The sequence below is a fragment of the Kitasatospora sp. NPDC001664 genome (genome assembly GCF_053596675.1).
This window is the reverse complement of the sequence record NZ_JBSFGS010000059.1, coordinates 1-15,288: the sequence shown is the minus strand read 5'-3', so window position 1 is coordinate 15,288 and position 15,288 is coordinate 1. Positions and strand designations below refer to the sequence as shown.

General features: G+C 73.9%; 6 protein-coding genes and 1 pseudogene. 5 read left to right on the top strand and 2 right to left on the bottom strand.

The window, feature by feature from the left end; genetic code table 11:
• Positions 1-167 (bottom strand): transposase (locus ACWCYY_RS39660; protein ID WP_449798848.1); only part of this gene is annotated, 167 nt, incomplete at its 3' end.
• 9 nt (positions 168-176) lie between these two features.
• Entirely contained in the window at positions 177-341 is a 165-nt protein-coding gene (locus tag ACWCYY_RS39655; RefSeq protein ID WP_345289940.1) for a hypothetical protein, read from the bottom strand.
• Positions 342-671: 330 nt separating this feature from the next.
• On the opposite strand from ACWCYY_RS39655, the gene ACWCYY_RS39650 reads away from it, so the two are divergent.
• From ACWCYY_RS39650 to ACWCYY_RS39630, 5 genes and pseudogenes are all read left to right on the top strand, one after another.
• Entirely contained in the window at positions 672-3,422 is a 2,751-nt protein-coding gene (locus ACWCYY_RS39650) for a hypothetical protein (protein ID WP_449798847.1), read from the top strand.
• A gap of 251 nt (positions 3,423-3,673) precedes the next feature.
• The gene (locus ACWCYY_RS39645) at positions 3,674-6,442 is read left to right on the top strand and encodes a hypothetical protein (protein WP_449798846.1); all 2,769 of its coding nucleotides are present in this window, start codon (positions 3,674-3,676) and stop codon (positions 6,440-6,442) included.
• A 204-nt stretch (positions 6,443-6,646) separates the two neighbouring features.
• Positions 6,647-9,466 (top strand): hypothetical protein, encoded by a 2,820-nt coding sequence (locus ACWCYY_RS39640; RefSeq protein WP_449798845.1) that lies wholly within the window; start codon positions 6,647-6,649, stop codon positions 9,464-9,466.
• Between the two features lie 193 nt (positions 9,467-9,659).
• The gene (locus ACWCYY_RS39635) at positions 9,660-12,461 is read left to right on the top strand and encodes a hypothetical protein (protein ID WP_449798844.1); all 2,802 of its coding nucleotides are present in this window, start codon (positions 9,660-9,662) and stop codon (positions 12,459-12,461) included.
• A 193-nt stretch (positions 12,462-12,654) separates the two neighbouring features.
• Positions 12,655-15,288, top strand: a pseudogene (locus ACWCYY_RS39630) (hypothetical protein); the annotation flags it as partial.

Here is a 15,288-nt window from a genome sequence, read left to right as displayed (position 1 = left end):
TGAGCCCACGTACACCCCGAGGTCGCGACGAACACGATCGCCGCCAGCACCTCGCGGTCCCCGTGGCGCCGCCGGCCACCACCCTGCGGGCGCACTGGAGCGTCCGGCACCACCAACTGGAACAACTCCCACAGCTCGTCCGGCACCAGCCGCTCAATGATCAGCACGCCCGGAGTCTACTCAACCCACCCAAATGAGATGTCTTCTAAGCGGGTCGGGGTGCCGAACGGGATGACGTCGGCCCAGTCGAGGTCGTCGAGCGAGGCCTCCAGGACGTGCTCAGTCTCCTCGACGTGGTCCGCCCACTCCTCCTCGGTGGCGATGACGGCCTCGGGGGCCACCCCTCGCCCCGGCTCTCCTCCGCTCCGCATCCGGGGAGCAATCGCGGTTCCGAGACTTCGTCACCAGTGCGCCCCACCAGGCGAATTGGCCCCCCGCGAAGTGGTGCGAACCGCACCGTCCGGGACGGGTCGGGTCATGTGGGCGGTGTTCGGGCCGGCGGCTCCGCACGTTCGACGCCGGTGGTGCCCCGGCCCGGGTCAGCACCGTGCGGGGGCGGCCCCGGATACCGCGTGGCGGGGCCGAACCGGGGGGAGTAGCCTGCCGCCCCGGCCCGTGAACACGGGCCGGACGGCCGGGCCACGGGCTCGGCTCCAAGGGGAGGTTGGGACATGGGGGAGCGCGTTCGCGCCCCGCGCCGCTTCGGTGGCAGAGGATTCGCGGCGGTGGCCGCACTGGCGGTGGTGTTGGTCGGTGGGGTGGCCGTACCGGCGTCGCACGCCGAGGGGGGTTTCGCACCGTCGTTGAAGGCGGCTGGGGACCTGACCGGTGACGGCCGGACGGACGTGATGTCCGTGAACTCGCTGGATCTGACCGTGCTGCCGGCCGGCGGGGCGCCGTACACGGCGTCCACCGCGGCGCAGAGCCCCGCGGGCGTGGACTGGGGGAGCTACCAGGTCACCCGCCGGGGCAGTGCCACCGGGACCGGGACGGACGACCTGTACGCGTTCGAGCGGTACGGGCACGTGCTGTACCTGTACCCGAACGACGCCAACTCGGGTGGCAGGCCCGGGTACTTCACGAAGAAGGACAAGGCCGTCAAGGTGGCCAAGCCGGCCACCTGCGCGGCTGGCACCGACTGCACCGGCTACGACCCGACCTGGAACTCGGCGACCCAGGTGGTGGCCACCGACGGGATCGCGAACAAGGACGGGATGCCCGACCTGGTCACGGTCGAGGGCGGCCGGCTCTGGTACTACCCGGGCAAGGCCGGCGGCGCGGTGATCGGCGCTCCCGTCCAGCTGAGCGGTGGCGGCTGGGCCGACGTCCCGGTGATCGCCCCGGGCAAGGTCGGCGGAGTGCCCACCCTCTGGGCCCAGTACGACTGGTGGCAGCCCGTGGTGTCCTCCTACCGGCTGGAGCTCGGCGCGAACGGCCTGCCGGTCGGTCCGCTCCGCTCCCCGGACGACACCTTCCTCCTGCAGAACGGTGAGCGGGACACCGGCGGCGCCCCGAAGTGCTTCAGCATGTTCGAGGGCGGCGTGGTCCCCTGCAAGACCGAGCTGACCGGGTGGCAGCTGTACGCGGACGGGACGCTGCGCCAGGGCGACCACTGCCTCTCCGGCGGTGACGAACCCGCCAGGGTCGGCTGCCTGAAGAGCGACGCGCGGGTCTGGAAGCCGGCGGCCGGCGGCGGCCTGGTGAACGCCTCCGGGTCCTGTCTCGCGGCGCGGGCGGACACCGTCGCCCTCGAGCCCTGCGACGGCTCGGTCCGCCAGCGCTGGGGACGGTGGAGCGCCGGACCGGCCGCCGACCCGCTGCCGCTCCCGGAGCCGCTGGCCGTGGTCAACCTGCCGGAGGACTCCCTCTTCACCGGCTACGTCCCGGCCTTCGGGTCGCCGGGTGACCTGGACGGGGACGGGAACCCCGAACTGAGCACCCAGAGCGACGCGATCGTCGTGTACAAGGGGGCCGCGCCGGTCGCCGGGGTGGCCGGGTTCGCCGGGAAGACCTCCTACGGGCGGATCGGGCGGCAGTTGCAGACGGTCGCCTGGCCGACCTGGACCGACGTGAACGACGTCTTCTACTCGGCGTGCGTGAGCCTGACGGTGGACCAGGGCGGCAGCCTGGTGGTCACCGAGCTGGCCACCGGCAAGGTGCTCTGGTCCAGCGAAACCCCGGGGCACGTCGGCGGGCGGATGGTCCTCCCGGAGCAGGGGGCGTTCCAGCTCCAGGACGCCCGCGGCACCGTGTACTGGTCGGCTCCCACGCCCGCCAACGCCCTCTCCGTCCTGGACGACTGCAACGTGGTGCTCCGCGACCGGAGCGGCGTGGTGGGCTGGTCGACCCGGACGTACGACCCGGCCCACGAGACCCGCGGCGTGCCGCTGGTGGCGGGCCGCACCCTCAAGGCCGGCGAGCAGCTGGCCACCGAGCGGACCGCCCTGGCCATGGGTGCCGACGGGAACCTGGTGCTGACCGACCGTCAGTCCGCCAAGGTGCTCTGGACTTCGGGCACCGAGGGCCGCCCGGGTGCGGTCGCCACCCTGCAGACCGACGGCAACCTGGTGATCCGGGACGCGGCCGGCGCGCCGGTCTGGTCGAGCGAGACCTGGGGTGCCGCGGGCGTGCGGCTGGTGGTCCAGACGGACGGCGACCTGGTGCTGTACGACGTCGACGGCGTGGTCCGGTGGACCACCGGGACGCGGTTCGACGGACCGTGGACGCCCCCGGGGACCGTGGTCCCCTCGGGCCGTACGGTGCGGTCGGGCGAGACGGTGGAGTCCGCGGCGGCCCGGCTGGTGATGCAGCCGGACGGGAACCTGGTGCTGTACTCCAAGGCCACCGGCAACGCCCGCTGGTCGACCAAGACCTGGGGCAACAACGGCGCCACGGCCACCGTGCAGTCGGACGGCAACGTGGTGGTGAAGGCCGCCGACGGCCGGGCCCTGTGGGCCTCCGGCACCTGGACCCAGCGCAACGCCCGGCTGGTGGTGCAGGACGACCTCGACCTGGTGGTCCGTGCCACCGACGGCCGTGGGGCCTGGGCCTCCGGGACCGGCAACACCGCGGGCGTCTCGCGCGGCATCCCGGTCCGGGCGGGCTCCGTGCTGCGCAGCGGTGAGGCGACCACCGAGTGGATGAGCCGGACCGCCCTCACCATGCAGGCCGACGGCAACCTGGTGCTCAGCACCGGTACCCGGGGCCCGGTCTGGTCCTCCCGCACCTGGGGCAACTCCGGTGCCCGGGCCACCCTCCAGCAGGACGGCAACCTGGTGGTCTACGCGGCCGACGGGCGGGGCCTCTGGTCAACCGGCACCTGGGGCCACCCGTCCTCGGTGCTGGTGGTGCAGGGCGACGGGAACCTGGTGCTGTACGACGCCGACGGCGTCCCGCTCTGGGCGACCGGCACCAGCCGGTAGCTCCCGGCCCGGCTCACCCGGCGTCACACCCGCACGGCGGCCCCCCGGTCCTCCACGGACCGGGGGGCCGCCCTCGTTCGCACGGATACCGCCTGGCGGATGCGAACGGGTGGACGATAACCTGCCCCCCCTGGCCCGTGCTCACGGGCCGGACGGCCGGTGCTCGGTGCCCGGCACCACGGGGAGGTTGGGACATGGGGGAGCGCGTTCGCGCCCCGCGCCGCGCAGGCGGCGGCAGACGATTCGCGGCAGTGGCCGCACTGACGGCGGTGGTGCTCGGCGGCCTCGCCGCGCCCGCGCACGCCGCAGCACCGGCCGCGCCCGTGACGGCGGCCGGGGTGCTCAACGACCTGACGGGCGACGGCAAGGCCGACGTCCTCACGAACTCCGGCAACAACCTGACCGTGCTGCCGGCCGGCGGAGCGCCGTACCGGGCGGCCACCTCGGCGGACAACCCGGAGGACAGGATCTGGAGCGAGTACCAGGTCACCCACCGGGGCAGTGCCACCGGGACCGGGACGGACGACCTGTACGCGTTCAGCCGGTACGGGCACGTGCTGTACCTCTACCCGAACGACGCCAACTCCGGTGGCAGGCCCGGGTACTTCACGAAGAAGGACAAGGCCGTCAAGGTGGCCAAGCCGGCCACCTGCGCGGCCGGCACCGACTGCACCGGCTACGACCCCACCTGGAACTCGGCCTCCCAGGTGGTGGCCACCGACGGGATCGCCAACCAGGACGGGATGCCCGACCTGGTGACGGTCGAGGGCAACCGGCTCTGGTACTACCCGGGCAAGGCCGGCGGCGCGGTGATCGGCGCCCCCGTCCAGCTCGGCACCGGGGACTGGAACTCCGTCACCCTGATGGCCCCGGGCAAGGTCGGCGGCGTCCCCACCCTCTGGGCCCGTAGTCCCGAGCTCGATCCGGCCACCGAGGCGTACCGCCTGGAGTTCGGCCCCGACGGCCTGCCGGTGAAGCTCCTGCCCTCACCGCGGTCGTTCTTCGCCCTGCAGACCGCCGAGCGCGACGCCGCCGGGGCCAAGCAGTGCCTCGCCAACGGACAGCTGAAGAGCTGCGCCTCCGGCGTCACCCGGTGGCGGCTCGCGACCGACGGCACGCTCCGGGAGCTGGGCCGCTGCCTGGCCCTGCGGGACGGCCGGGCCGGTGCGGAGGACTGCACGGGCGAGCCCGCGCAGCAGTGGAAGCCCCGGCCCGACGGCGGGCTGGCCGCCTCCGACGGCAGCTGCCTGACGGCGCTCGCCGCGCAGGCGGCGGCGGGGACGGCACCGTGTGACGGCTCGTCACGGCAGGTCTGGGGCGCGCTGACCGCCGACCCGGCCGCCGGGCCCGCGCCGCTGCCCGCCCCGTTCACCTTCCTCACCGTCCCGCGGATCGCCGATCCCGGTGCCGACTACTACAACGAGTTGACCTCCGTCTCCTCGCCCGGCGACCTGGACGGCGACGGGTACCCGGAGCTGCTCACCAGCGCGCTGACGAAGTTCACGTCCACCCAGAGCGAGCTCACCTTCGTGCGCCGCGGGACGGCCCCGGTCGGCGGCCTGCACCGGCTCGGTGCGGCGGAGTCGCTCGGTGACCTCCGCACCCCCCGCAACACGGCCACCGCGGGCGGCGGGGCCTGGCCCGGGGACGTGCTCTACTCGGCGTGCGCGAGCCTGAAGGTGGAGCCGGGCGGCAGCCTGGTGCTCACCGACCTGGCCAACGGCCGGGTGCTCTGGTCCAGCAACACCCCGGGCCACGCCGGCGGGCGGATGGCCGTCCGGTCGGACGGCGTCCTCACCCTGCGCAGCCCCGACGGCCAGGTCTACTGGTCGCCCCAGGGCGTGTCCGTCGGCGGATCGGGCAATGTGCTGACCGTGCAGGACGACTGCAACGTGGTGCTCCGCAACGGCGAGGGCACCGCGCTCTGGTCGACCCGGACGTACGACCCGGCCCACGAGACCGCCGGGGCCGTGTTCCTGGCGGGGCGTTCGCTGAAGGCCGGCGAGCAGTTCACCGTCGACCGGACCGCCCTGGCCATGGGCGCGGACGGCAACCTGGTGCTGACCGACCGTCAGTCCGCCAAGGTGCTCTGGACCTCGGGCACCGAGGGTCACCCCGGTGCGGTCGCCACTCTCCAGGTGGACGGCAACCTGGTGATCCGCGACGCGGCCGGCGCGCCGCTCTGGTCGAGCGAGACCTGGGGCGCCGCAAGCCCCCGGCTGCTGCTCGAGTGGAACGGGAACCTGACGATGTACGACGCCGACGGCCGGCGGCTCTGGCTGACCAACACCCGCTTCGACGGCGTGGACACCCGCGGCACCGTGATCCCCTCGGGCCGGACGGTGCGGTCGGGCGAGACCGTGGAGTCGAAGGCGGGCCGGCTGGTGATGCAGGCGGACGGGAACCTGGTGCTGTACTCCAAGGCCACCGGCAACGCCCGCTGGTCGAGCAAGACCTGGGGCAACGCGGGCGCCACGGTCACCATGCAGTCGGACGGCAACCTGCTGGTCAAGGCCGCCGACGGCCGTCCCCTCTGGGCCTCCGGCACCTGGACCCGGCGCAACGCCCGCGCCGTCCTGCAGGACGACCTCAACCTCGTCGTGTACGGCACGGACGACCTCGTCTACTGGGAGTCGGGCACCAGCAACCAGGCCGGCGTCAGGCTGGGCACCGCACTCACCTCCGGCTGGGTGCTGCGCGCCGGCGAATCGGTGACCCACGCCGTGATGGGCCCGCCGAATCCGGTTGTCCTCACGATGCAGGACGACGGCAACCTGGTCCTGCGGGTCGGCGGCGGCACGGCCCCCGTCTGGTCCGCCCGCACCTGGGGCAACCCGGGGGGCCGGGCCGTCCTGCAGCCGGACGGCAACCTGGTGATCCAGGCCGCCGACGGCCACGCCGTGTGGTCCACCGCCACCTGGGGCCACCCGGGTGCGGCGCTGGTGCTGCAGAACGACGGGAACGTGGTGCTGTACGACGCCGACGGGGTCCCGCTCTGGGCCACCGGCACCTACCGGTAGGCCCTGGCGCCCCACTGACGCCGCGTCACCTCCGTGCGGGGTGGTGCCCGGTCCGCTCCACGGGCCGGGCACCACCCTGTCGGCGTCTGTTCACCGAATTCCGCGTGGTGGGTGCGAACTGACGGGCGATAACCTGCCCCCCGGCCCGTCTCCACGGGCCGGTCGGCCGGGCCGAAGGCCCGGTGCCACGGGGGAGGTTGGGACATGGGGGAACGCGCTCGCGCCCTACGCCGCGCAGGCAGCGGACGATTCGCGGCCGCGGCCGCACTGGCGGCGGTGCTGACCGGCGGTCTGGCCGTGCCGTCGCACGCGGAGGCGCAGCCGGCGCCGGCCGCGAAGGTGGCCGGTGACCTGACCGGGGACGGCCGGGTGGACGTGCTCACGGTGAGCACCGCGACCCCGCAGCCGCTGCCCGGGCTGACGGTGCTGCCGGCCGGCGGTGCGCCGTACACGGCGTCCACGGCGGCGCAGAGCCCGGACGGCCGGGACTGGTCCACCTACAGGGTGAGCAGCCGGGGCAGTGCGACCGGCGGCAAGGGGGACGACCTCTTCGCCTTCAGCACCGGTTCGAACACCCTCTACCTGTACCCGAACGACGCCAACTCCGGTGGGAGGCCCGGGTACTTCACCAAGCCGGACCGGGCCGTCGTGGTGGCCAAGCCGGCCACCTGCGCGGCGGGGTCGGACTGCACGGGGTACCAACCGTACTGGAGCTCGGTCACCCAGGTGCTGGCCACCGACGGGGTCGCCAACAAGGACGGCCTGCCGGACCTGGTCACGCTGGAGGGCGACACCGTCTGGTACTACCCGGGCAAGGCCGGCGGCGCGGTGATCGGCGCCCCGGTGAAGCTGGGCATCTTCAACTGGACCGGGGCCACCCTGATCGCCCCGGGCAAGGTCGGCGGCGTGCCGACGCTCTGGGCGTCCGCCCTCCGCGGCTCGACCCCGGCCCTCGTCTCCTACCGCCTGGAGTTCGGCCCGGACGGCCTGCCGGTGAAGCAGCTCTACTCGCCGATGGCCGCCTTCGCGGTGCAGAACGGCGAGCGGGACGCGACCGGGGGCCGGCAGTGCCTCAACGGGACGGGCTCGGTGCTGCCGTGCGCGCAGGTCTCCACCCTCTGGCGCGAGGCCACGGACGGGACGCTGCGGGACGGCAACCTCTGCTTCACCCTCCGGGACGGCAGGTTCACCACCGAGGACTGCTCCGGGCTCCCCGCGCAACAGTGGAGGCCCACCGCTGCCGCCGGGCTCCGGGCCGCGGACGGCACCTGCCTGACCGCCGTTCCGGGTGCGACGGCCACCACGGCGCCGTGCGACGGCTCGGCCCGCCAGACCTGGGGCGCGATCACCGCGGACCCGGCCTCCGGCCCGGCCCCGTTCCCGGCGGTCTTCGACATGCTGAGCTTCCCGGGGAAGGCCAAGCCCGACGCCTGGTACTCCGCCGAGCGCTCCTTCTCCTCGCAGGGCGACCTGGACGGGGACGGCAACCCGGACCTGCTGGCCGCCATGTGGTCCAGCAAGGCCCAGGACCTGGTCACGGTCGTGCACCGGGGCGCCGCCCGGGTCGGTGACCTCCTCCCGCTCGGCCCGTACGAGTCGTTGGGCGACCTCAGCCGGATCCGGAGCAAGGTCTCCTCCTCCGAGACCGTCGGCGCGCTGGACGTGCTCTACTCGGCGTGCGTGAGCCTGAAGGTGGACCCGCGCGGCAGCCTGGTGGTCACCGAGCTGGCCACCGGCAAGGTGCTGTGGTCCAGCAACTCGCCGCAGACGCCCGCCGGCCACCTGGCCGTCCGGTCGGACGGCGTGCTCGAACTCCGCACGGCCAACGACTACGCCTACTGGTCGAACACCACCACCGTCCCGGGCAGCTACGGCCCCGCCGTGCTCTCGGTGCAGGACGACTGCAACGTGGTGCTCCGCAACGGCCAGGGCACCGCGCTCTGGTCGACCCGGACGTACGACCCGGCCCACGAGAGCGCCGGGTCCCTGCTCCTGACGGGGCGTTCGCTGAAGGCCGGCGAGCAGCTGACCACCGAGACGACCGCGCTCACCATGGGGGCGGACGGCAACCTGGTGCTGACCGACCGTCGGTCCGCCAAGGTGCTCTGGACCTCGGGCACCGAGGGCCGCCCCGGTGCGGCCGTGGCCCTGGAGGCCGACGGCAACCTGGTGATCCGGGACGCGGCCGGCGCGCCGCTCTGGTCCAGCGAGACCTGGAACACCACCGGTGCCCGGCTGCTGCTGCGGCCGGACGGCAACCTGGAGATCCTCGACGTCGACAGCAGGGCCCGCTGGTCCACCGGCACGAACCACCCCGAGATCGACGTCAGGGGCACGGTGATCCCCTCGGGGCGCACGGTGCGGTCGGGCGAGACGGTGGAGTCGCAGGCCGGCCGGCTGGTGATGCAGGCGGACGGGAACCTGGTGCTGTACTCCAAGGCCACCGGCAACGCCCGCTGGTCGAGCCGGACCTGGGGCAACCAGGGCGCCACGGCGACCATGCAGTCGGACGGCAACCTGCTGGTCAAGGCCGCCGACGGCCGCCCCCTCTGGGCCACCGGCACCTGGACCCACCGCAACGCCCGCGCCGTCCTGCAGGACGACCTGGACCTCGCCGTGTACGACACGGACGGCAGCCGCCTCTGGGCCACCGGCACCGACAACCGGGCCGGCGCCCGGCGCGGCGCGCCGCTCTGGTCCGGCACCTCGCTGCACGCCGGCAACGCGGTGGCCGCCGCGTACGACAGCACGGTCGTCCTCACCCAGCAGGCGGACGGCAACCCCGTCCTGGCCGACGCCGGCCGCGCCCTCTGGTCCGCCGGCACCTGGGGTCACCCGGGCGCGTACCTGTTCGTCCAGAGCGACGGCAACGTCGTGGTCTACGACGACACCGCCCGCCCCCTCTGGTCCACCCGCACCTGGGGCCACCCGGGCGCGTACCTGGTGGTCCAGGCCGACGGCGACCTGGTGCTGTACGACGCCGACGGCGTCGTCCCGCTCTGGGCGACCGGAACCCACGTCTGAGGATTGACGCGCCGTCACTTCCGTGCGGGGGTGGCGCCTGGACCCTACGGGGTCCAGGCGCCACCCCCGTCGGCGTTCACCGGATACCGCGTGGCGGGTGCGAACTGACGGGCGATAACCTGCCCCCCCTGGCCCATGATCACGGGCCGGACGGCCGGTGCCGCCGGGCCCGGCGCAATGGGGAGGTTGGGACATGGGGGAGCGCGTTCGCGCCCCGCGCCGCGCGGGTGGCGGCAGACGGCTCGCGGCCGCGGCCGCACTGGCGGCGGTGCTGGTCGGCGGTCTCGCCGTGCCGTCGCACGCGGAGGGCCCGACGGCCCCGGCCGCGAAGGTCGCCGGTGACGTCACCGGCGACGGCAAGGTGGACGTGGTCACCGCGACCGGGTCGGTGCTGAGCGTGCTGCCGGCCGGCGGTGCGCCCTACGAGGCGGCGGACCGCGGGCCGAGCCCGGTCCCGGACGCCAACGCATGGGGGAACCTGCAGGTCAGCCACCGGGGCAGCGCCACCGGCGGCCGGGTCGACGACCTGTACGTCTTCAACGCCTACAACAGCTCGCTGTACCTGTACCCGAACGACGCCAACTCCGGCGGGAAGCCCGGGTACTTCACGAAGAAGGACAAGGCCGTCAAGGTGGCCAAGCCGGCCACCTGCGCGGCGGGGTCGGACTGCACCGGCTACGACCCGACCTGGAACTCCACCAGCCAGGTGCTGGCCACCGACGGGATCGCGAACAAGGACGGCATGCCCGACCTGATCACGGTCGAGGGCGAGAGCCTCTGGTACTACCCGGGCAAGGCCGGCGGCGTGGTGATCGGCGCCCCGGTCAAGCTCAGTGCGGACGAGGCCTGGCGCTCGACGGTGCTGATGGCCCCGGGCAAGGTCGGCGGCGTCCCCACCCTCTGGGCGGCCCCGGCGAACGGCGCCGTGATCGCCGGTTACCGGCTGGAGTTCGGCCCGGACGGCCTCCCGGTCAAGCGGTTCGCCTCGCCGTTCCCCGCCTTCGAACTGCGGAGCGCCGCGCTGAACTCCGACGGGAACGAGCAGTGCCTCGTCGTGAAGGACGGGATGCGGCCGTGCGCGACCTACCGTTCCACCTTCTGGCGCTTCGCGACCGACGGCACGCTCCGGGCCGGGAACCTCTGCCTGATCCAGCGCGGCGGTGCCCTGCTCACCCAGGAGTGCATCGGCGAGCCCGGCCAGCGCTGGAAGCAGGTCGCCGACGGGGGCCTGGCCGCCGCGGACGGCACCTGCCTGACGGTGCTCCCGGGCCGGACCTACGGGACCCGGCCCTGCGACGGTTCGCCGGAGCAGAGCTGGGGCGCTCGGCTGCTGAGCGGGGAGCCCGGACCGAAGCCGTTCCCGGCGCCGCTGGACCTGGTGTCCTTCCGGGCCAAGTCGGACTACGACAGCGAGTACACCGCCGACAGCCGGTTCACCTCGCCGGGCGACCTGGACGGGGACGGGAACCCCGAGCTGGTCACCACGCGGACCGCGCCGCAGGGCCAGGGGACGGACTGGGTGGTGCGCCGGGGTCTCGACGCGGCCGGCGGAGTCGGCCGGCTCGGCGCGGAGGACGCGCTGGGCGACCTCTTCACCGTCCGGAACCGGATCTCGGAAGGCGACCGGCCCGGCTCGCTCCACGTGCTCTACTCGGCGTGCGCGAGTCTGAAGGTGGACCGGTCCGGCAGCCTGGTGCTCACCGAGCTGGCCACCGGCAAGGTGCTCTGGTCGAGCAACACCCCGGGCCACGTCGACGGCCGGATGCTCGTCCGGGCCGACGGCCACCTGGAGCTGATCGGCAACGACCACAGCTCCTACTGGAGCAGCACCGGGCCGACCGGCGCGGGGGCCCACCTGCTCACCGTCCAGGACGACTGCAACGTGGTGCTCCGCAACGTCCAGGCCACGCCGGTCTGGTCGACCCGGACGTACGACCCGGCGCACGAGACCGCCGGGATCCCGCTGCCGGCCGGTCGCCCGCTCAAGGCGGGTGAGCAGGTGGCCGCCGACCGCACGGTGCTGGCCATGGGCACTGACGGGAACCTGGTGCTGACCGACCGTCAGACCTCCTCGGTGCTCTGGACCTCGGGCACCGAGGGCCGCCCCGGCGCGGCCGTCGCCCTGGAGGCGGACGGCAACCTGGTGATCCGGGACGCGGGCGGCGCGCCGCTCTGGTCCAGCGGCACCTGGGGCAACCCCAGCGCCCGGCTGGTCGTCCAGCGCGACGGCGACCTGGTCATGCAGGACGCCGACAGCAAGGTGCTCTGGTCCACCGGCACCCGCTACGGCGGCGTGGAGACCCGGGGCACCGTCATCCCCTCGGGCCGGACGGTGCGGTCGGGCGAGACGGTGGAGTCCAAGGCGGGCCGGCTGGTGATGCAGCCGGACGGGAACCTGGTGCTGTACTCCAAGGCCACCGGCAACGCCCGCTGGTCGACCAGGACCTGGGGCAACCAGGGTGCGGTGGCGACGGTGCAGGGCGACGGCAACCTCGTGGTGAAGGCCGCCGACGGCCGCCCGCTGTGGGGCTCCGGCACCTGGCAGTACCCCAACGCCCGTGCCGTGCTCCAGGACAACCTCGACTTCGTGCTCTACGGCACGGCCGGCTGGTCGGCCTGGTCGACCCGGACGGACAACCGCGAACCGGCCGTGAGCGGCGCGGTGCTGGAGCCGGGTCAGGGGCTGACCAGCGGTCAGGCGCTGGTCAACCTGACGTACGGCCCGTCCGTCCTCACCATGCAGACCGACGGCAACCTGGTCCTGGCCAACGCGGGCCGCGCCCTGTGGTCCAGCCGCACCTGGGGCAACTCCGGTGCCCGGTTCACCCTGCAGCCCGACGGCAACGCGGTGGTCTACGCGGCTGACGGCCGGGCCCTCTGGTCCACCGGGACCTGGGGCCACCAGGGCGCCTACCTCGTACTGCGAGGTGACGGTAACCTGGTGCTGTACGACGCCGACGGTGTGCAGATCTGGGCCTCCGGGACCCATGTCTAGGGGCTGACGCACCGTCACTTCCGTGCGGGGGTGGCACCCGGACCGTCCGAGGTCCGGGTGCCACCCCCGTCGGCGTCCGTACACCGGGTACCGCGTGGTGGGTACGAACGGGCGGGCGATAGCCTGCCCCCCCTGGCCCGTGACCACGGGCCGGACGGCCGGGCCGAGGCCCGGCTCCAGGGGAGGTTGGGACATGGGGGAGCGCACTCACGCCCCGCGCCGCGCAGGCGGCGGCAGACGATTCGCGGCGGCAGCCGCGCTGGCGGCGGTGGTGCTCGGCGGCCTCGCCGTGCCCGCGCACGCCGCAGCACCGGCCGCGCCCGTGACGGCGGCCGGGGTGCTCAACGACCTGACCGGCGACGGCAGGGCCGACCTGCTGTCGACGGGCGGGGCGGACCTGGCGGTGCTTCCGGCCGGCGGTGCGCCGTACCCGGCGTCCACGGCGGCGCAGAGCCCGCTGGGCGGGTCGTGGCAGGAGTACCAGGTCAGCAGCCGGGGCAGCGCGACGGGTACGAAGACGGACGACCTGTACGCCTTCATCAACGCCTCGGACGCGCTGTACCTGTACCCGAACGACGCCAACTCGGGTGGGCGGGCCGGGTACTTCACGAAGAGGGACAAGGCCGTCAAGGTGGCCAAGCCGGCCACCTGCGCGGCGGGTGCGGACTGCACCGGCTACGACCCGACCTGGAACTCGGCGACCCAGGTGCTGGCGACCGACGGAATCGCGAACAAGGACGGGATGCCCGACCTGGTCACGGTCGAGGGCGGCCGGCTCTGGTACTACCCGGGCAAGGCCGGCGGCGCCGTGATCGGCGCCCCCGTCCAGCTGGGCGGCACCGGCGCCTGGGGCGGCCTCACGCTGATGGCGCCGGGCAAGGTCGACGGCGTGCCGACGCTCTGGGCCGAGGTCGCCAGCCAGCGCGTGACGGTCAGCTACCCCTTGGAGTTCGGCCCGGACGGTCTGCCGGTGCGGCCACTGTCCCCGCCGGACGCGGCCTTCCGGCTGCAGAGCGGCCAGCCGGCCCCCGACGGGACCTGGCGCTGCCTGTACGACACCGGCCTCGAGTCCTGTGAAGACACCGATCCGCAGTGGCTGCGCGGATCGGACGGCACCCTGCGCCGGATGGACTACTGTCTGACGGCCGCGCTGGACACCGGCAAGGTCCGCACTGCGGCCTGCACCGGCGAGGCCGCCCAGAAGTGGACCTCGGTCGCCGACAGCCTGGTCGCCTCGGACGGCCGGTGCCTGGCCAACCAGGCGGACCGGACGGCGGGCCTGGCCCCGTGCACGCAGTCCCCCCGGCAGAGCTGGGGCTCCGGGCCGCAGACGCCTGCCGGACCGGAGCCGCTCCCGGCGGCGTTCGACCTGCTCACCGTGCCGGCCCCGATCAGCTCCGATCCGGGCTACGTCTCCGTGCCGCTCGACTACCGCACGCAGGGCGACCTGGACGGTGACGGCCGTCCGGAGCTGATCACGCGCCACTCCCGGTACACCTACGGCGGCACCCTGGTCGTCGTGCACAAGGGCGTCGCACCGGCCGGCGGGCTGGCCCGGTTCGGCGAGGCCACCTCGGTCGGTGACATCCAGCAGCCGGTGCGCCGTGTGAACGGACACGGGCTGGTGAACGCCGACGTCCTCTACTCGGCCTGCGTCAGCCTGAAGGTGCAGTCCGACGGGAGCGCGGTGGTCACCGAGCTGGCCACCGGCAAGGTGCTCTGGTCCAGCAACACCCCGGGCCACCCGCTGGGCTCCCTGACCATGGAGGGGACGGGGCGGCTCGCCCTGGCCCGGCACTACGACGATTCGTACTGGTCGCCCCCGGGCGTGGCCGGCGGTGGGTCGGGCACCGTGCTGTCCGTGCAGGACGACTGCAACGTGGTGCTCCGGGACGGCAAGGGCGCGGTGCTCTGGTCGACCCGGACGTACGACCCCGCGCGCGAGCTGCTGGGCACCGCCGTGCCGGCCGGGACCCGGTTGGCGAACGGCCAGGAGGTGGTGGCCGGCCAGGTCCTGCTGAAGATGGCCACCAGCGGGAACCTGAACCTGATCGACCGTCAGACCTCGCGGGTGCTCTGGACCTCGGGCAACACCCCGTTCCTCCCGGCGCCCCCGGACGCCGGGGTGGACGGTGCCCTCCAGCCGGACGGCAACCTGGTGATCCGGAACAAGGACGGCAACCCGGTCTGGTCCAGCGGGACCTGGGGCACCCAGGGTGCCCGCCTGGTGGTCCAGTCGGACGGCAACCTGGTGATCTACGACGCGGACGGCAGGCCGGTCTGGTCGACGGGCACCTGGTTCGGCGGCGTGGACACCCTGGGCCACCCGCTCTGCTCGGGCTGCCTGCTGATCCCGTACGAGACCGTCGAGTCCAAGGCCGGCCGGCTGGTGATGCAGCAGGACGGGAACCTGGTGCTGTACTCCAAGGCCACCGGCAACGCCCGCTGGTCCAGCGGGACCTGGGGCCACCCGGGCGCGACGGCCTTCATGCAGGGCGACGGGAACCTGGTGGTCCGGGCGTCGGACGGCACGGCGCTCTGGGCCAGCGGCACCTGGGGCCGGGGCAACGCGCGTGCGGTGCTCCAGGACGACCTCAACCTGGTGGTCTACGACCCCGCCGGCCGGGCCCTGTGGGCCACCGGCACGGACAACCGGGTGGCGGCCCGCCGCGGCACCGCGCTGTTCGCCGGTGCCGTGGTGAAGAGCGGCGAGGAGGTGCACACCCCGATCACTTCGCCGATCTGGCTGCAGATGCAGTCGGACGGCAACCTGGTGCTGCACTTCAACCCGGTCGGTGCGGTCTGGTCCTCCCGTACCTGGGGCAAC